Source organism: Yeguia hominis, assembly GCF_014384705.1.
Lineage (GTDB): Bacteria > Bacillota > Clostridia > Oscillospirales > Acutalibacteraceae > Yeguia > Yeguia hominis.
This window is the reverse complement of the sequence record NZ_JACRSN010000003.1, coordinates 147,141-165,179: the sequence shown is the minus strand read 5'-3', so window position 1 is coordinate 165,179 and position 18,039 is coordinate 147,141. Positions and strand designations below refer to the sequence as shown.

The following is an 18,039-nucleotide window of genomic DNA, read 5'->3' as shown; positions in this document are numbered from 1 at the left end:
CCGAATTTCGCCGCAATTTTTTCTATTCATGCCCGATTTCAAATTCAAAAAGTCCCGCCGCATGTGCGGAACAGGTTCTGGTCATCTTGTTCCGTTTTGCAGCGGGGCTTTTTTTATGCCTCTCCGGAGACCTCGATGGAGAGCCCTTTCTTTAAAATCGTAGTTTTCACTGCATTGCGGTCTCCCCACTCTTCCCCATTGGAAAAGAGGATACTGTAGGCATACAGTTTCACGGTTTTTACCGAAGAATCCAGCATGGAAAAGCTGCAGGTATTCGATTCTCCGGCCGGTATGGTGGTATCAGTATAGAGCTTTTCCGTTGTCAGGAAGCTGTCAATTTTTTCTCCGTAAACATCATAAGGAATTACATAAAACTGAATCGCCTTCACATCATATTCCGAATGATTGATAACGGAAACCGTCAGCTCCGGACAGCCGATGATATCCTCTCCCATTTCCGCGTAAAATTCCAGGTCCACCGAATCTTGAAACCGATCCGGTGTCGGCGTTTTCTGCGGCGCCGGTGTAGAGCTGCTGCTCGCTTCTGCTTTGGATTCCGGCTTTTCGATCTCCGATTCTTCCGAAGCCGCGCTTTCTCCTGCACTCGAATCCTCGTTAAATAACAGATCATGCGTCATGAATATCCCGCAGCCGTTTAACAACAGCAGCATTCCGAAAAGAACCACTCCAGTCTGCAAAAGCCGAAACGCGCTTTTCCCACGATTCTGATTGGACCTACCGATTTGCTCCCGAATCTGATTTTTCCTCATTTTGATCCTCTCCTCTGTAAAAATATGTCCAAACTTAAATTGCATAGGCATAAAACAGCCTATTAAGTTTATTTTATAATATCACTTTTGCCTATACAATTCAAGTAATAAAAACTTTTGGAGTATTTTTCATGGACTACTATCAGATCGGACAAAAAATACGAAAATTCAGAAAACTGCAGGGAATCTCTCAGGAGCAACTGGCCGAACTGGTTGGGATTTCTGTCACCCATATGAGCCATATTGAAACAGCAAACACCAAGCTGAGCCTGCCGGTTTTTGCTGCAATCGCGGACGCTCTGCATGTTTCGGCTGATGTTCTGCTGTGCGGAGATTCGGATCCTTCCGGCTATTCCTTTGACGAAATCACAGAAATTTTAAAATCCTGCACGCCGCAGCAAATCCAGATCATCACGGATCTTGTAAAAGCCGCCAAACAGTCTCTCCAGCAGCATCTGCAGCGTTAACCGCCGTTTATTGCCGCACTGCAAGGGCATAGCAGACCGATTCCGGCGCCGCAACCGGATGTTCCGGATGCGCACTTTGATACGCCGCAAAAAAGCGCGCCGTGATCGATTCCGGCGCCAGGTGCTCATAGAGCAAAAACCCGCAGTCCGCAAGCAGCTGCTCCATCTGCGTTTCCGAATATCCGGCGGCTATCGCGGCGCCTGCTGCGGCGGCAAGTCCGCGCTGACGCTGGTCAAAACCGGTTTTGCTCTCCGGCGCAGGATAGTCAAACACGACCGTACTGCCTTTGGGCAGCAGCGTTTGCATTGCTTGCAGCATCCGGCGCAAATCGGCTTCCGAAAGATAATAAGAAAGCCCCAGCATGCTGCAAAAGGTCGGTGTATTGGGGGTAAACCCCGGACATTTCTGCAGCGTGTCCGTCCATTTAGCGTCTGTAAAATCCGCACCGACAAAATAGACATTTTCCAGAACCGCAATTTCACCCCGCGCAAGCCGTTCCTGTTTTTCTTTGAGGACCGCCGGAAGATCGATTTCCAAAACGGCAAGCCGGCTTGCCCATTCCGGCTGCCGGTATGCGAAGGTATCCAAACCCGCCGCAAGAATCAAAACCTGCTTTGCACCGCCAAACCGCACCGCACACGCAAGCGCCTGCTCTGCAAAGGCAGCGCGTCCGACGGGGGAAGGCGAAAGCTGGTGATCGGCAATCCACCGCAGCGCTTCTTCACGGGTTCCCGAAAAAGTCGGACAGAAAAAGGCGATTCCGCCTGCCATGGTTTCGGAGATCTGACAGTATTCTTCGTCGGAAAAAAGCTTTCGGGCCACCGGATCGCAAAACACGTGCGGCTCCGGCAGCGCATTGTGGTAGGCGCGCGCAAAGGCGCTGATCAGCATCGTCATGTTGTTGGAATTCATTTTAATCCCACCTCCTATATTCTTCTTACTGCAAAACGAAAAAAAGAACAAGGCTGGACTTTTTTCGCATTTTGTGGTAATATGGAGACAGGAAAAATTCTGACAAATGCGAATTTTTTCCACACGATTTTTTGAAACAAACAGCCGCAGAACGGAAAATGGAGCATCCGTCCTACGGCTGTTTTTGTTGTATTTTGTTTAGAAAGCGTTTGCCGGAATCCGCATTTGTAAGGCGAAGCGGACACACAGCCATCCGTCCGGTCCGCTTCGAGATGCAGAGGTTGGATGCCGCCCCTTACACAAATTCACTTTAAAATACGGCGTCTTTTCGATTTGGCCGTTCTCCGCAGGTTATCTGTCTGTCTTTTCCGGATTGCCCGTATCCTGCACCGTCTCCGGGTGTTTCCGCAGTACCGCCGAAAGCGCTTCTGCATCTGCACAGACATCCAGATGGCTTGCCAGCTGCAAAATGGATCCCGGCACCTGCGGCGTAACCGGTCCAAAGAGCACGCGTTCGAGGATTTCCGCCTTTTCCGTACCGGAAACAAGGAGTAAAATCCGTTTTGCCTGCAAAATTGCGCGCAAACCCACGGTATACGCGTATTTCGGCATCGCTTCTGCCTTCGGAAAGAACCGCGCGTTTGCCGCAATTGTGCGCGCGGTCAGCTTCACCCGGTGTGTCTCCACGGGAAATGCATCCGACGGCTCATTAAAGCCGATATGGCCGTTGTGTCCAAGACCCAGCACCTGCAAATCGATCCCCCCGAGCGACGCAATCAGGCGCTCATACCGGCTGCATTCCGCCTGTGCATCCGGATTTTTCCCGTCGGGCAAATGGGTATTTCCGGGTTCGATATCCAGTCCGGAAAAGAGCATTTTCTGCATAAAATACGCATAGCTTTGCGGATCTTCCGGCGCAAGGCCGCAGTATTCGTCGAGGTTTACCGTACGGCAGGCTGCAAACGAAAGCCCACGCGTTTGATGATCCTCCTGAAGCGCCGCGTAAAGTCCCACCGGCGTCGAACCAGTGGCAAGACCCAATACAGAATCCGGCTTGCGCGCAACCTGCGCCGCCAAAAGATTTGCCGCCTTCCGGCTCATTTCCCGGTAATTTTCTGTGTAATAAAGATTCATATCCCGATTCTCCTCTTTTCAGCAGCGATCGCCGCAAGCAATCGCAAATGCTTTCATATTATCCCACTGCGCTTCCATCTCCGCGACCAGCTTCAGCTGTGTCCGGCAGCGGTCGAGGTTCTGGTGTTCGCGTGCAATCCGGAAATAGGAATCCCCTTCCAGATAGTCCGCCAAAAACCGCATCCCGCACTCAAGCGTCATCATCTTCGCACCCTCCGGCAGCAGCGCGCATTCCGATTTGGTCAGCGTGCCGCCGCAGCCCTTGAGGAAGCCTTCCGTATAGCACTGATACATGGAAAAATCAAAATGCATAAGGGAAAGATCCGGCTCATCTTCCGCTGCTGTCGCCGCGCCGAACCGAATGGAATCCCCGAAATCCGTCACGGAAAACCCCGGCATAATCGTGTCGAGATCAATCACACAGACCGCGCGCCGCGTTTGGCGATCGAACATGACGTTGTTCAGTTTGGTATCGTTGTGCACAACCCGCAGGGGCAGCATACCCTTGTTGTACGCGTCAAGAAGCACATGCGTAAATGCCTCGCGTTCCATAAGAAACCGAATCTCCGGCTCGGCCTGTGCGGCGCGTCCGAGCGGATCCGATTTTACCGCCCGGCAAAAATCCCGAAACCGTTTCGGCGTATTGTGAAAATCTGCAATGGTTTCCTCCAGCGTTTCGGCCGGATAATCTGCAAGCAGGCGCTGAAAGGTTCCAAATGCCACGGCGCTCTCGTAAAAATCCTGCGGCGTTTCCGCCCGGTCAAGACAAATCGAATCCGAGACAAACTGGTACGCGCGCCAATATGCGCCGATGCTGTCCCGGAACAGAAACCCGCCGGTTTTCAGCGGAATCAAATTCATCACTTCCCGCCTAGGATCTCCGCCCGCGGCCGCCACCTTTTTTTGCAAAAATTCCGTGACACGGGCGATATTCTCCAGAACTGCCGCCGGATCCCGATAAATCAAATGATTCACGCGCTGTAAAATATAGGGACGGATTCCATCCTTTTCCTGAACCTGCAGCAAAAAGGTATCATTGATGTGCCCGCTTCCATAAAGCGTGCAGGAAACCGCCTCGCCGCAAAATGCAAACGCTGCTATGGCTTCTTCGCGTTTTTGGCACCACGCTTCTCTTGTCATGTTGGTTCCCCCTTTTTCTGTCCGAGCAATGCAGCGCCTAAAATTCCGGCATCTCCGCCGAGCTTTGCGGTGCAGAGCTGCGGCAAAGTCTGTTCCGGCTGCCCGATCATCAACTTTGCAATCCGAGGCCGGAGAGACTGCAGCAACCAGTCCCCCTCCTGCGCAATCCCGCCGCCCAGGCAGATCGATTCCGGTTGCAAAAGACGGATGGTATTTGCAATTCCAATTGCCAGATCCTGTAGAAATCGCAACACTACTCGACGACCCATAAGATCTCCACGGCGCATTGCATCAAAGGCGGTTCGGCCATTGGCCTGTTTCGGATCTCCGCCACAAATCTCCCACATTACGCTTTTCAGGTCGCGCTGCATCGCCTGCCGGGATACCTCCGCCAGCGCCGTCGCTGAACAGTAGGCCTCCAAACAGCCCTTTGCGCCGCAGGTGCATCTACGTCCGCCCGGATAGAGAAGCATATGCCCCATCTCACCGCCAAAACCGTTTTCTCCGGTATAGATTTTTCCATTCAAAATGAGTCCGCTGCCAATTCCTGTTCCGAGCGTAATCATCTCCATCGAGCGGCATGCTTTTCCGGCGCCGCCAAAAAATTCTCCAAGCGCCGCTGTGTTTGCATCGTTTTCGAGAAAAACTGGTTTTCCGGCGTGCTTTTGCAGCATTTGCGCAAATGGAACCTGGTGTAACTGCAAATTGTTGGAATACAGAATGACCCCTTCGCAGATCATTCCCGGCGCCCCGATTCCGATATCGGGAATTTCTTCATAGGAGACACCGCCCTCTATCGCCAATTGCCGAGAAATCTGAGCAATCTCTGCTGCAAGCTCTTCCGGAGCACGTGGTGCGCGGGTCGGAATGCTTTTCCGGGCAGCAAAACGGAAAAGTTCCCCGCAAACCTCCACAAGTCCGGCAGCAATATTGGTTCCACCCAGGTCGATTCCGATTCTATACACCACTTTCACCTCCAAAGTACCTGTGGATAGACACCATCCGCTTTCATTTGCCGGAATGCACGCTCTACTACCGGCTTATCTTCCCGATAGGTAACGCCATACCAGCGGTCTTGCGAAGGAAGCACCAAAACCGACGCTTTCCCCTTCCGGATCTGTGCATCCACTGCTGCCGGCAGAAAATATTCGCATTTAAGCGGATTCTGCGCAAGATGTTCCTGCAAAAACACCGGAAACTGCTCGGCAAGCACATGCAGAAATGTCTGCGGAAATCCCCAGAAATTCATGGAAGTCACTGCATTCTCCGGCAGAGTTTTCCAAGATATTCCACCATCTTCTGTAAATGCAACTTGCGATCCGCGCCGTTCTATCCGAGTATGTTCGGTAATTCCCATCAGGTATCCGTCAGATTCAATAGTACAAATTCCGCGGGCCACACTGCCCGTTTCGGCCAAGGTGTTTTGCAACTTGTAGCCGACCATTGCATAATGACGGGCATCCACTTTGCTGCTCAAAAACCGGTACAGCATCCGAAATGCATGCGGCCCGTAATAGTCATCGGCATTGATTACAGCGAATGGGCCGTGTATCAGCGATGCGCAAGAAAGCACCGCATGCCCGGTTCCCCAAGGCTTTTCCCGCCCTTCCGGCACAGAAAACCCCACGGGAAGCGATTCTATCTGCTGATATGCATAGAGAACCTCCATTTCGCGGGCGATTCGGCATCCAATCGCTGTGTGGAATGCAGCCTTCATCCCAGGCCGAATTAAGAAAATCACGGTTTCAAATCCCGCCTGTTTTGCGTCATAGAGAGAATAATCGATAATCAGGTTTCCGTCATCATCCACCGGGTCCAGCTGCTTCAGGCCGCCGTATCGGCTTCCCATTCCGGCCGCCATAATGACAAGCACCGGCTTTTTCATACAGTCCCACTCCTTTGTCATTTCCCGCGGTTCTGATTGTATTATAAAATTTGGAGGTTGCAATTTCCATGAAAAATCGTATAATAATTAGAAAAATAAAATATTTTTTTCTATTTTTATAACACAAGGAGCGTTCACGCATATGGAACCGCGTCAGGACATTCTCAGCATTCTGAAGGATCTGCATCAAATTTCCGGGTTTCGGATCTCTATCCACGACCCTGCTTTTCGTGAAATCGCCGCCTATCCACAGGCCCTATCTTCATTCTGCCGTCTCGTGCAGGAAGAGGGCGGCGCACGGGAAAGCTGTCTCGCAGCAGACGCCCGTGCGCTTGCCAGTATGCAGGTGCAGGAAGGCGCCTATATCTACCAATGCCGGTTTGGTCTGTATGAAGCCGCCGCGCCGCTTTATCACTACGGCGTTTTGGCGGGATATCTGATGATGGGACAGGTTCTCGACCCCGCGCAGAACAGCATGCAGCACGCCCGCCGGGAGGCCTGCGCCTGTACCGGCGATCCGAAGCGGGTTGAGGCTGCGCTGCGCACGATTCCGATCCTTCCGGCCGGGCAGATTCGTGCCTTCAGCCGGATCATGACAATCTGCGCCGAATATCTCACGCTGACCCACCGCCTTGCCACGCCGGAGCACAACCTAGCGCATCTGACCCGAAAATATCTGGCGCAGCATTACGCGCAAAAGCTTTCAATCGCGGCGATGTGCACCTATTTTGGCTGCAGCAAATCCACGCTTATGAACGCTTTCCGCACGCAGTACGGCACAACCATCAACAGCGCCCTGACGGAAATCCGGCTCCGCCGCGCCGCCGAGCGGCTTGCCACTTCTTCGGGATACATCCAGCAAATCGCCGCAGACTGCGGATTTCCCGACCAGAACTATTTTTCAAAGGTTTTTCGCGCCCATTACGGATGTTCCCCCAGCGCCTATCGTCAGGCGCAGCTTGGGAAATAACAGCGGCTGTCTCCATGATTTCAAAAGAATGCCCCTCCCCGAAGCGCGCGATCAAACGCAGACTCCGGAGAGGGGCATCTCTGTTTTCGTGGTTATTCCTCTGTGGGCTCCGGCGATTCGAGCTCCGTTCCAAGGAATTCCGGCAATTTCACGCCAGCCATTTTAAAGGTTTCGTTGAGCGGCGGGATCGATTTCATCATCCCGGAAAGGAAATTCGCCGTTGTCGGAGAACCGCCCTCTCCGCTCATAGAATCCCAAACCGTAATCTTGTCGATCTGCAAATTCTTAATCGCGTCAACCTGGATCCGGACGAGATCCTCGATCTTATCGACCAGGAGCAGCTGTACTGCAGCGTCGGCATTTCCGCCGGCTGCTGCCACGATTTTCGCAAATCCTTCGGCCTGTTTTGCCAGGACTTCCTGGACACCGCGCGCCTGCGCTTCCATTTTTGCATAAATGGCGTCCGCTTCACCGCGCGCTTTGCGCCGCGCCTGCTCCGCTTCTGCTTCTGCTTCCAATTCTTTGCGCTCTTTTTCGATTTTCGCAGCGGTCAGGATGTCTGCCTGCTGCGTTGCCAACTCACGTTCCGCACGGGCGCGCTCTGCAGCCTGTTCCGCAGCATAGGCCTCTTCGAGTGCCTTTGCCGCTGCAATTTTTTCCGCTGCAATTGCGCGGCGCTGTGCTTCCGCTTCGCGTTCTCTTCGGGTTGCATCTGACTGCGCAATTGCCGCTTTCGATTCGTTTTCACCGGCAATTGCAGATGCGTTCGATTCTGCAACGCTGATTCGCTGATCCTTCACCGCAATGGCTTCCCCGATGGAACCGTCGCGGTTCTGTTCAGCAACAGATTTTTTCGCGTCGTTGATTGCCTTTGCCGCTGCTTCTTTTCCGAGCGCCTCAATGTAGCCGGACTCGTCGGTGATATCCGTCACGTTGACGTTGATCAGCCGCAAACCGATTTTCTTGAGTTCTGTTTCCACGTTGTGGGAAACCGCCTCGAGGAACTTGTCACGGTCCGTATTGATTTCCTCGATATCCATCGTGGCGATGACCAGACGGAGCTGACCGAAAATGATATCTTTTGCAAGCTCCTGAATTTCCAGAAGCGACAATCCCAAAAGCCGTTCTGCAGCGTTCTGCATCACGCCGGGTTCCACCGAAACGCCTACCGTAAAGCGGGAAGGCACATCGACACGGATGTTCTGATGGGAAAGGGCGTTCGTCAGATCGACATTGATCGACATCGGCGTCAGATCCAGATATTCATAAGACTGAATGACCGGCCAGATAAAGGCCGCGCCGCCATGGATGCACTTTGCGCTTCGGGCGCTTCCGTCCTTGTTGGTTCCGACCTTACCGTAAATTACCAGCACCTTGTCGGACGGGCAACGGCGATACCGGGTCAAAACGACCAGCAGCATCGTAAACAACAGAACGACAATAACCACAATGGTAATGATTGCGCTTACCGGGATATTGGGCATAACTTCATTTCCTCCTCTTTTTTGTTTTTTATTCAGAACGGCTGTTCAGCGGACGGACGATCAGCGTCGTCTCGCCGGATATGCCGACAACCTGAATCTGTGTATCCGGCTTGAGCGGATGGCCGCAGTCTGTAACGGCATCCATCTCTACAAAGCGTTCCTGGAACGTCAGATTGACTTTTCCGGTTCCGGTGCGTTTGGGCGGAACGGTCAGGTAGACCGTTCCGACATGTGCAATCGCGTTTTTTGGATCCAGCGTCCCATTTTCCTGCAGGGAAAGCGACCATTTGAGAATCCATGCCACAAGAAGCAGCGCCAGCGTACCGCTGAAAACCGCAATCACCGATGCCCAGACATTGGGAAGCCCTAAGTCCACCATCGCAATGCCCGCCCAACCGCCGACAGCGACAAAGGCAATGATCCCGCGCACCGTAAAGATCCGGACGCCGTCTGCGTGATGTGCGCCGTCATGATGCGGCATTTCCGGCTCATCCGACGGAATAAATTCCGAATCCGGTGTTTGGGGATCCGGCGCGTCCAGGTCGGATGCCTCCGTGTCCGCGGTTCCGTCTCCAAGCTCCAGGGAATGACCCGCCACCTCGCCCTGGTCCGCATCGTGTCCACCGCCGAGACCGAACAGCAGCAAAATGGTCTGCAATAGCAGAAGCGCCGTTGCAGGCAGCGCGCCGCAAGCCAAAAACTGTTGCAATCCTGTTAAACTGTTCCACCAGTTGACAAACATTCCTCGTTTTCCCTCCTCATCCGATCAACTCCCGCAGCATCCATTCCGCTTCGCGGCGGATGGATGCCGCAAGATACGCCTCAACCATCACGCAAAGTGCGTTTGCAAGCCGCTCCTTTGCCTGTGGGTGCGGCCCCGTGTAATCGCTTAGCACCCGCCTGACGGTTTCCAAAACCTTTTCGCGGGATACCCCGTCTTTGACCTGCAGCGCAGCAATACAGCTGGAAAAATAGTTAAACAGCCTTCCTTCCGCGACGATATCATCGCTCTGATCCGCTGCAGAACCGTTGACATATTGCAAAAGTCCTGCAATCTGTTCCAGTTGTAAGCTGTCGCGCAGCGCGTTAATAATGAGAATCCGTGCAACCTGCCGCTCGCCGTATTTTTTCCCGACTGGCTTCGAAACCCAGTCGCGCTTGACCCAATTTTGAATGGTGGATCCTTCCAGCCCGGTAAGCGCGCAGACCTGGGAAAGCGAAAGTCCGCCCGCCGCTTCAATCATCTGCCGGAACAGAGAAAATGTTTCCGTTCCGTCCGCTGCAGGAAGCTGCGTCCCGGGAATCCAGTTTTCGCACAATGGAATCACCTCCCAAAAAAGTTCGTTAAAACTTTTTTGATGTTGATTAGATTGTATCACAGGTTCACGTGAACCTCAAATGTGTTCAAGCTGCCAAAATTATAAAATTTGTTCAATTTTTGAGTTTAGCATCTATTTTCTTCGAAAATCGCTATTTTTAGATTGTTTTCGACGTCTTTCTCTTTTTATCCAATTTTCAAAATATTAGAGAAAATCCAAGCCAAAAATTTGTGGTTTTCCAAATTTTTTCTCTTGCATTTTTGCAGGTGTTGGCGTATACTTGTAATAGAACATATGTTCTAAATGGTGGTGAATCGCGATGGATCGCCTGATTTTACACAGTGATCTTAACAATTTTTATGCTTCCGTAGAAGCGCTCTATGCGCCGCATCTGCGGAAAATTCCGTTTGCCGTTGCAGGGGATCCCGCTCTGCGCCACGGCATTGTACTTGCAAAAAATGAACTCGCCAAACGATATGGCGTACAGACCGGCGACACGCTTTGGCAGGCCGAACAGAAATGTCCCGACATTACCTTCGTTTCGCCCCACCACAGCCGCTATTCCGCATATTCCAAAGCGCTTCAGACGCTTTACGGAGAATACACCGACTGCATCGAACCCTTCGGGCTGGACGAATGTTGGCTCGATGTCACCGGAAGCACCGGGCTTTTCGGCAACGCTTCCTCCATTGCGGGCGCACTTCGGACGAGAATCCGCAAAGAATTCGGTCTGACCGCATCCGTCGGAATCAGCTTTAACAAAGTCTTTGCCAAACTGGGCTCCGACCTGAAAAAGCCTGATGCCACAACCCATATTCCCCGATCAGAATTTCAAAAAATTGTTTGGCCGCTTCCGGTCAGCGCGCTGCTCTTTGTCGGAAAATCCACCTGCCAGAAGCTGCACCGCTACGGCGTGCGGACAATCGGAGAACTCGCAAACGCGGATGAAGCCTTTCTCCGGCATCTGCTCGGAAAAAACGGCGTCACGCTTTGGCAATATGCCAACGGACTGGATTGCGCGCCGGTCACGGCGATGCAAAATGCACCGGACGCCAAAAGCATCGGAAACAGCACCACCACGCCCCGGGATCTCACGGAAGAAGCCGACTTCCGCGCCGTCTTTTACCTGTTGTGCGAAAGCGTCTCCGCACGCTTGCGGAAGGCGCACGCACTTTGCCGCACCGTCCAGATTGGTGTCCGGGACCATACGCTCTGCTCCTATGAACGGCAAGGCGCGCTTTCTGCACCGGCGCGCGCAACCGAAGCGCTTTTTGAACGGGCCTTCTCCCTATTTTTGGAGAGTCATCCCGAAGATCAGCCCGTCCGCACGCTGAGCGTCCGCGCCTGCAACCTGCTGCATCAGGAGCATGAGCAGCTTTCCCTGTTTTCCGATCCGGGGGGATTGCATCTGCAAAAAGAAGAAGCACTCAACGCCGCCGTTGACGCCGTCCGCAAACGATACGGCCAAAGTGCTCTGCAGCGAGGCATTTTGCTCGTTCCGGAAAAACAGGAACTTTCCCGCAGCGCCGGCCATCTGCAGGAGCCCTGTTCGCTTTTACCGGTATGATTTCTCCATCACCGACACAAGGGACGCTCTTTGCTGTCAACGCGCGCTGTCTGTCCGACCGATCTTTTCCGCACACATAAAAAAGCCAGCGCCGTCCGGACAGGTTTCCTGCACGGGACGGCGCTCTGTTTTGGGACTTTGTTTGAATTCGGCCTATTTAAAGCCGGATTAAACATTGGCAGCCGGACCGAAATTTCTAAAAAGACCCTACACTGAATTTACGCTGTTTGCGGACATCCGGATTCCGAAAAATGCTTCGACAAAGCCGGAGATTTGCGCCCGTTCTATAAGGCTTTACGCTCCGCGCGCCTTCTTAAACAGCTGCCGAAACAACCGGCGCCAAAATCGGTTTTGTTTGTATCGATCCTACACAGGCGCTAAGTGGGCAATTGCGATCCGGGGATATGTTTGAGGGTACGAATTGCGGTTATCCGCTTGCCTTGCAGCGGGGGAAGCAACCCCTTTCGTGATCGCCTCAACTGGCAGCGACGGCCGCTTCCGCAATACAAGTTAAATATCCTGTTCTCCGCCGCTCTCCGATGCGGATCAAAAAACGCGCGAGATGCCCGACATTCCGAAAAACGCATGGTTCGATTTAAGCATAAAAAAGGACGCTGCAAAAAAACGTCCCGCCAAATCCGATTGGCGAGACGCACACGTTTTGAAAAAAGAAGCCGTACCCGGTTTTGCAGGATGCATTGACAGCACTCCCGCCATACCGGACGTTTCGGAGCAGCCCATACCGCGCCGGAACTCGCTGAACATCAGGTGTCGTATGCAAGCCAGTACAGCCGGTTTGCGTCGGCATCATAAATTGCCAGCGTAAAATTATAGGAACTCCGATCCAGAAAACCCGTATCGTCATACGGATTTTGACTTTCATGGTGCCGGTCATAAAAATAATACCGCCCGTTTTCAATCGGAGGAATCGATACGCGGTCATCAAACGGCTGATACACAAAGGATTCGAGATTTTCCGAAAGCGGCAGATTCCGCCAACGATCCGATGTTTTCATCTTCTCGTAAACAGAGCCGTCCGGAAAACACACAGTCGCCAACAGATATCCATCCCCATGAAAGCCGCCGTGCGTATCGCTGACGGATTCAACTTTTCCCGGCGTCAAATCGACTCCGCACCGGGCAGAAAAATCGGAAAGCAGATTTTTTTGTCCGCATCCGGTAAAAACCAGAATACCGCAGATCACACAAATCCATAAAACGGCTTTTTTCATCGGGATCCTCCTTCGACGTTCCTGGTTTGCCCCTTGGTGTTGGCAAAAGCTGCACCGGTCTTTTCCAGCGCCGCCGGTCAAATTTCCTGCATCCAGATTTTGCAGATGTAAAAATGTCCTATTGACTGCCCGCATGCATCCTTCTACAATTTGCGTTCTCTGTTTCAGGCATCTGGTTTCCGCTTGAAACCCGCAAAGTCGAAGCCGCCGGTGCCGCGCAGCGCAACCGCCGCCCGGACACAGCCAGAATGCGTGCGCAAACGTTTCGGGCAGCTTCTGCGCGCGATTCATTTACAATCCTTTGCAGAAAAAAAGCCGTCCGAATTTGCAGCGGAACCGCGCCGCCGCGCCTCTGAATGCAACATTCTCTGACGCTGCTCACCGTGTTATTTCATCTGCCAATCCGCCAGATCCTTGACCTCCGCGTACATGGCGCAGTAGCTTTCATGGCGAGACGGATGAATTTTCCCATCCTTCACCGCCTGCAGAACCGCACAGCCCTTTTCGCAGGTATGAGAACAGGACGTAAACTTACAGTCCTTCAAATACGGCAAAAACTCCCGGAAGCAAAACGGCAAGTTTTCCTTTCGGATTCGGACCCATTTTTCGATATCAATCGAGGAAAATCCAGGCGTATCTGCAACATATCCGCCATCCGGCAGCTTGAGCAGATCCACCTCACGCGTCGTGTGGCGTCCCCGTCCGAGTTTCCGGCTGATTTCGCCGGTGGGCAGTGAAAAGTCCGGATACACGCAATTGAGCAGCGAGGACTTGCCGACGCCGGAATTTCCGGTAAATGCTGATATTTTCCCTTGCAGCAGCGCGCGGACTTCTTCGACACCCTCGCCGGAAACCGCAGAAAACGGAATCACCCGGATGCCTGCCAGCCGGTAAATTTCTGCAAGCCAGGCGCCGTCCTCGATGTCGGTTTTCGTGATTACCAAAACCGGCTCAATCTCCTTGTCCTCCGCAACCGCAATGGTTTTGTCGATAATCCGGCAATTGGGGGCCGGGTCACAAACCGAGGTCACAAAAAACAGCTGGTCAATATTCGCAACCGGGGGCCGCACCAGCATATTGCGGCGCGGATAAATCCGGTCAATGCTTCCGGTTCTGTCCGGCTGTGTTGTGATCTCCACCCGGTCGCCGGAAAGCGGCTTCATGCCTTCTTTGCGGAACACACCGCGCGCCTTGCATTCATAGAGGGTACCGGCGGCCTCTACATAGTAAAAGCCGCCGATTCCCTTTCGAATCAATCCTTCCATCGCTCAGCCAACCGGATCCCCGTCGTCGTCACGGCTGACATCGCCGTCTGAGGGACCCGAATTGTCATCCGAAGAGGAATCCGGATCGTCACTCGGAGGCGCCGGTGTCGGATCCGGCGTGTGGATCACGTATTCCCCCTGCCAGGTGACAGAATAATCGCCGTCGTCAAAATCGAGTTCGATCACCTGATATTTCTGATCATCCAGATAGTAGACCACTTCCTGCTTGCCTTCGCTGCCTTCATACGAGAAGGAAAGCTGTGTGCTGGCAGAGGGGTTCACGGTCTTGGTCTCGCTGAGTTCTCCGCCCACATAGACTTTCAGCGTCAGATCCTGTGAAACGTTGCTCGGCAAATTCAGCGTCACGTCGATCGTCTTTGAAGACATCTTGCCGGAGCTGACCACAATATTGACCGGCGAATTTTTGGAAACCTTCACGCCCGGCAGCGGATCGGTTTCGATGATCACGCCTGCCTCTTTGCCTGTATCGTCGCGCTCAGTCACAACGCCTTTGGCAAGTCCTGCCGCCGTAATGCGCGAAACGCCGGTGTCAAGATAATCCCCAATGACATTCGGGACTTCATATTCATCGGTAGACGGGCCGGTGCTCACAAATACGGTCACGGTCGAGCCTTCCGTTACGGTATTTCCGGCCTTCGGAGAGGTTTTAACCACGTGCCCTTCGGCGGTTTCCTCATCGGAAACCTTCTGAATTTTGGGAATCAGATTGAGCTTCCGCAAAGCTTCTTCCGCAGCGCTCTGCAATTCGCCCGCAAGCGGCGGTACCTCGACTTCTTTGGCGCCGCCGTTTACGGTCAGCGTAATCGTCGCGCCGATCTTAACTTCTTTGACACCGCTGGGCTTCTGCTCAAGAACAATGCCCTCTTCTTTTTCAAAATCGGTATCATACTCGATCACAAATTCAAAATTATCGGTATAATCCGGGTTGTTTTGGATTTCCTCCAGCGTCATGCCGACAAAATTCGGCAATTCAATCGTATCGCTTTCCGACTCCGCTGTGCAGGCCCGGAAAATTGCCACGCCGGCAATCAGCAGCGCAATGACGATCAGACCCGCGATAATGCCCTTCACAATCAGCTTCGAGCGGGTACTGCGCGGCGGAATATCGTCCTCAATATATTCGTAATTGTCATCGTAATCCGGAACGCGGGAATCCCGGAGATCCTCGGCCGGGTCGACATACTGCGTCTGTGCAGGCTCCTCGGCATACTGATAGCCGAACACAATATTCGGGTTGCGGCTGAATGCATCGATATCGCGCAGCATTTCAGAAGCAGACTGATACCGCTGCGAGGGATTTTTCTGCATCGCACGCAGAATGATCTCCTCCAGGCCGTCCGGAATATTGGGGTTGAGCTCTTTGGGCGGGCGCGGGTCGGACTGCAGCTGCATGATTGCAACCGAAACCGCATTGTCCGCTTCAAACGGAAGCTGTCCGGTGACCATCTCATAAAGCATTACGCCAACCGAATAGATGTCGGCCTTTTCGTCCGTCAAATCACCGCGCGCCTGCTCCGGTGCAATATAATGCACGGAGCCGATCGCCTTATCCGTCATCGTACGGGTCTCGCTGCGGGAGAACCGCGCAATTCCGAAATCCGTTACTTTAATGGTTCCGTCCGGCAGCAGCATGATGTTCTGCGGCTTGATATCGCGGTGGACAATGCCCTTGTTGTGTGCGTGCTGCAGCGCGCAGAGAATCTGGGATGTAAAATGCAGCGCTTCGTTCCAGGCAATCCCGCGCTGGCGGCTCAGATATTCCTTGAGCGTAATGCCGTCGATGTATTCCATGACAATATACTGCATCCGGTCTCCGAAACTCACATCATAGACCTTCACAATATTCGGGTGTGACAGGACGGCAATTGCCTTCGATTCGTTGCGGAACCGGCGCAAAAACTCGCTGTTTCCGGAAAATTCATCCTTCAGGATCTTAATTGCGACAATCCGGTCATCAATGGTGTCATAGGCGCGGTAGACATCTGCCATTCCGCCCGATCCGATCCGCTCGTAAATCTCATACCGGCCGTCCAGCCGTTTTCCGGAGTATTTATCCATCTGATCCATCTTTTCTCATCTCCCGTTAAACCGTTCTGTTGTCCGCAAGGACGACTGTGATATTATCGCTTCCGCCGCCTTCGATCGCGGTATTGACCAGGTCTTCCGCAAGCTGTTCCCCTTGTGCCTGCTGTGCAAGCGCGTAGAGGTCTGCTTCGTCTGCATAGGCGGACATGCCGTCCGTGCAGGCAAGCAGAATGTCGCCGGCCCGGTACGGAACCTCGTCGTATTCCGCGTTTACGCTCGGGCGCACACCAAGCGCGCGGGTAATAATATTTTTCTGCGGGTGATTTTTGGCTTCTTCCGGCGTCAGGTTGCCGGTATCAACCAGCTCCTGCACCATCGAATGATCCACCGTCACCTGCTTGGCTGCTTCCGGTGTAATCAGATACGCGCGGCTGTCTCCAACGTGGACAATATGCGCCGTATCCTCTTTCAGAATCGCGGTAACGACCGTGGTTCCCATGCCGTAAAGTTTTGGATCCGCCTGCGCCATATCGTAAATGGAAAGATTGGCGCCCTCTACCGCAGAGAGCAGCAGCCGCCGGATCGCCGCGCCGTCCATCGAAGGCTCGTAAAGATCCGTGATTGCGTTCCCGATCTCCTCCGCGGCAAGCGCGCTCGCAATATTCCCGCCGTTCGCGCCGCCCATTCCGTCGCAGACAATGAGCCAGCCCGTTCCATCGGCAAACAGGCCGCCGTCGCAAAAATCCTGATTGGATGTTCGCCTCAGCCCAATGTCCGTCTTTTTATAGATCTGCACTCAGATCCGCCTCCGTTTCTGCTCTTCGCCGCAACTGTCCGCATGCAGCGTCAATATCTTCACCTAAAGTCCGCCGTACCGTCGCGGTTACGCCGTATTTTTGCAGCGCCGCCTGAAAGGCCTGAATTCGGCCGCTTTTGCGGTATGCCGCACCGTCCACAGTATTGACCGGAATCAAATTCACGTGACTGAGGATGCCCCGCAGCCGTCCGGCCAGTTCACGCGCGCAGGCGCCGCTGTCGTTTACGCCGTCAATCATCGCGTATTCAAACGAAATTCTCCGTTTTGTCGTATCTGCATAATATCTGCACGCCTTGAGAAGTGTTTCCACATTCCATTTCCGGTTCACCGGCATCATCTTGGATCGGATTGCATCGTTTGGCGCGTGCAGCGAAACCGAAAGCGTCAGCTGCAGCTTTTCGTCCGCCAGCCGGTAAATCTGATCGACCAGCCCGCAGGTGGAAAGCGAAATGTGCCGCATGCCGATGTTCATTCCGTCCGCAGAGGAAACGAGCGACAAAAACCGCATGACGTTCTCGTAATTGTCGAGCGGCTCACCCATTCCCATCAATACAATGTTCGAAATACGCTGTCCGGAATCCCGTTCAACGGTCTGCACCTCCGAAAGGATTTCAGACGCGGTCAGGTTGCGGGAAAACCCGCTTTTGCCCGTCGCACAGAACGTACAGCCCATCTTGCACCCGATCTGCGTGGAAATACAGACCGAAAGCCCATGGTGATACTCCATCAACACACATTCCACAAATTCCCCGTCCAGCAGACGAAGCAGATATTTTCTCGTATTATCATAATCAGAAATCTGTCTTTTTTCAATAGTTGCTACAGATATGTAATACTTTTCTCGCAAAATTGCGCGCAAATTTCCAGGAAGATCCGTCATTTCCTCAAACGACGAGACGCCGCGCTGCTGCAGCCAGCGATACACCTGTCCCGCGCGGAAACGCGGCTGGCCGAGCGCCGAAAATTCTTCCTGCAGCGCTTCCAGCGTCATGGATTTGATATCCTTCAGCATCCGGAATCCTCCTTTTAA

The 18,039-nt window shown here is 53.2% G+C and carries 17 protein-coding genes; 3 read left to right on the top strand and 14 right to left on the bottom strand.

Annotated elements, in window-relative coordinates:
• Positions 1–113: 113 nt before the first annotated feature.
• Positions 114–770: a hypothetical protein gene (locus IAG03_RS03230; protein WP_249318312.1), complete on the bottom strand. Its 657-nt coding sequence runs from the start codon at positions 768–770 to the stop codon at positions 114–116.
• 131 nt (positions 771–901) lie between these two features.
• Between IAG03_RS03230 and IAG03_RS03225 the strand changes: the two genes are divergently transcribed.
• Positions 902–1,237 (top strand): helix-turn-helix domain-containing protein, encoded by a 336-nt coding sequence (locus IAG03_RS03225; RefSeq protein ID WP_249318310.1) that lies wholly within the window; start codon positions 902–904, stop codon positions 1,235–1,237.
• 7 nt (positions 1,238–1,244) lie between these two features.
• Here IAG03_RS03225 and IAG03_RS03220 read toward each other — a convergent pair whose 3' ends face one another.
• The 5 genes from IAG03_RS03220 to IAG03_RS03200 form a co-directional block, all read right to left on the bottom strand.
• Entirely contained in the window at positions 1,245–2,150 is a 906-nt protein-coding gene (locus IAG03_RS03220) for a class I SAM-dependent methyltransferase (RefSeq protein ID WP_249318307.1), read from the bottom strand.
• Positions 2,151–2,501: 351 nt separating this feature from the next.
• The gene (gene nagB / locus IAG03_RS03215) at positions 2,502–3,284 is read right to left on the bottom strand and encodes a glucosamine-6-phosphate deaminase (protein ID WP_249318306.1); all 783 of its coding nucleotides are present in this window, start codon (positions 3,282–3,284) and stop codon (positions 2,502–2,504) included.
• An 18-nt stretch (positions 3,285–3,302) separates the two neighbouring features.
• Entirely contained in the window at positions 3,303–4,424 is a 1,122-nt protein-coding gene (locus IAG03_RS03210; protein ID WP_249318305.1) for a phosphotransferase enzyme family protein, read from the bottom strand.
• Entirely contained in the window at positions 4,421–5,389 is a 969-nt protein-coding gene (locus IAG03_RS03205; RefSeq protein ID WP_249318303.1) for an ROK family protein, read from the bottom strand. Before IAG03_RS03205 ends, IAG03_RS03210 begins: the two co-directional genes overlap by 4 nt.
• Before the next feature lie 5 nt (positions 5,390–5,394).
• Positions 5,395–6,309, bottom strand: coding sequence for a nucleotidyltransferase family protein (locus IAG03_RS03200; protein ID WP_249318301.1), 915 nt, complete (start codon positions 6,307–6,309; stop codon positions 5,395–5,397).
• Positions 6,310–6,451: 142 nt separating this feature from the next.
• Between IAG03_RS03200 and IAG03_RS03195 the strand changes: the two genes are divergently transcribed.
• A complete protein-coding gene (locus IAG03_RS03195; protein WP_249318300.1) occupies positions 6,452–7,279 on the top strand; it encodes a PocR ligand-binding domain-containing protein in 828 nt (275 codons plus the stop codon).
• Between the two features lie 92 nt (positions 7,280–7,371).
• Here the strand turns inward: IAG03_RS03195 and IAG03_RS03190 are convergent, their stop codons facing one another.
• From IAG03_RS03190 to IAG03_RS03180, 3 genes are read right to left on the bottom strand one after another with little or no spacing between them, the layout of a single operon-like run.
• Positions 7,372–8,763: a flotillin family protein gene (locus IAG03_RS03190; RefSeq protein WP_249318298.1), complete on the bottom strand. Its 1,392-nt coding sequence runs from the start codon at positions 8,761–8,763 to the stop codon at positions 7,372–7,374.
• A 28-nt stretch (positions 8,764–8,791) separates the two neighbouring features.
• Positions 8,792–9,505, bottom strand: a complete 714-nt coding sequence (locus IAG03_RS03185; RefSeq protein WP_249318296.1) for a hypothetical protein — start codon at positions 9,503–9,505, stop codon at positions 8,792–8,794.
• Positions 9,506–9,521: 16 nt separating this feature from the next.
• Positions 9,522–10,082, bottom strand: coding sequence for a DUF1836 domain-containing protein (locus IAG03_RS03180; protein ID WP_249318295.1), 561 nt, complete (start codon positions 10,080–10,082; stop codon positions 9,522–9,524).
• A 319-nt stretch (positions 10,083–10,401) separates the two neighbouring features.
• On the opposite strand from IAG03_RS03180, the gene IAG03_RS03175 reads away from it, so the two are divergent.
• Complete coding sequence (locus tag IAG03_RS03175) at positions 10,402–11,649, top strand: DNA polymerase Y family protein (protein ID WP_249318294.1); 1,248 nt, start codon at positions 10,402–10,404, stop codon at positions 11,647–11,649.
• Positions 11,650–12,413: 764 nt separating this feature from the next.
• On the opposite strand, the gene IAG03_RS03170 is transcribed toward IAG03_RS03175, so the two are convergent.
• The 5 genes from IAG03_RS03170 to rlmN form a co-directional block, all read right to left on the bottom strand.
• A complete protein-coding gene (locus IAG03_RS03170; RefSeq protein WP_249318292.1) occupies positions 12,414–12,881 on the bottom strand; it encodes a hypothetical protein in 468 nt (155 codons plus the stop codon).
• A 386-nt stretch (positions 12,882–13,267) separates the two neighbouring features.
• On the bottom strand, positions 13,268–14,146 hold the full coding sequence (rsgA, locus tag IAG03_RS03165; RefSeq protein WP_249318290.1) for a ribosome small subunit-dependent GTPase A: 879 nt from the start codon (positions 14,144–14,146) through the stop codon (positions 13,268–13,270).
• 3 nt (positions 14,147–14,149) lie between these two features.
• The gene (gene pknB / locus IAG03_RS03160; protein WP_249318289.1) at positions 14,150–16,234 is read right to left on the bottom strand and encodes a Stk1 family PASTA domain-containing Ser/Thr kinase; all 2,085 of its coding nucleotides are present in this window, start codon (positions 16,232–16,234) and stop codon (positions 14,150–14,152) included.
• Positions 16,235–16,250: 16 nt separating this feature from the next.
• On the bottom strand, positions 16,251–16,988 hold the full coding sequence (locus IAG03_RS03155) for a Stp1/IreP family PP2C-type Ser/Thr phosphatase (protein ID WP_249318287.1): 738 nt from the start codon (positions 16,986–16,988) through the stop codon (positions 16,251–16,253).
• Entirely contained in the window at positions 16,975–18,021 is a 1,047-nt protein-coding gene (rlmN, locus tag IAG03_RS03150; protein WP_249318286.1) for a dual-specificity RNA methyltransferase RlmN, read from the bottom strand. The genes IAG03_RS03155 and rlmN overlap by 14 nt, the downstream gene beginning before the upstream one ends.
• Positions 18,022–18,039 lie beyond the last annotated feature (18 nt).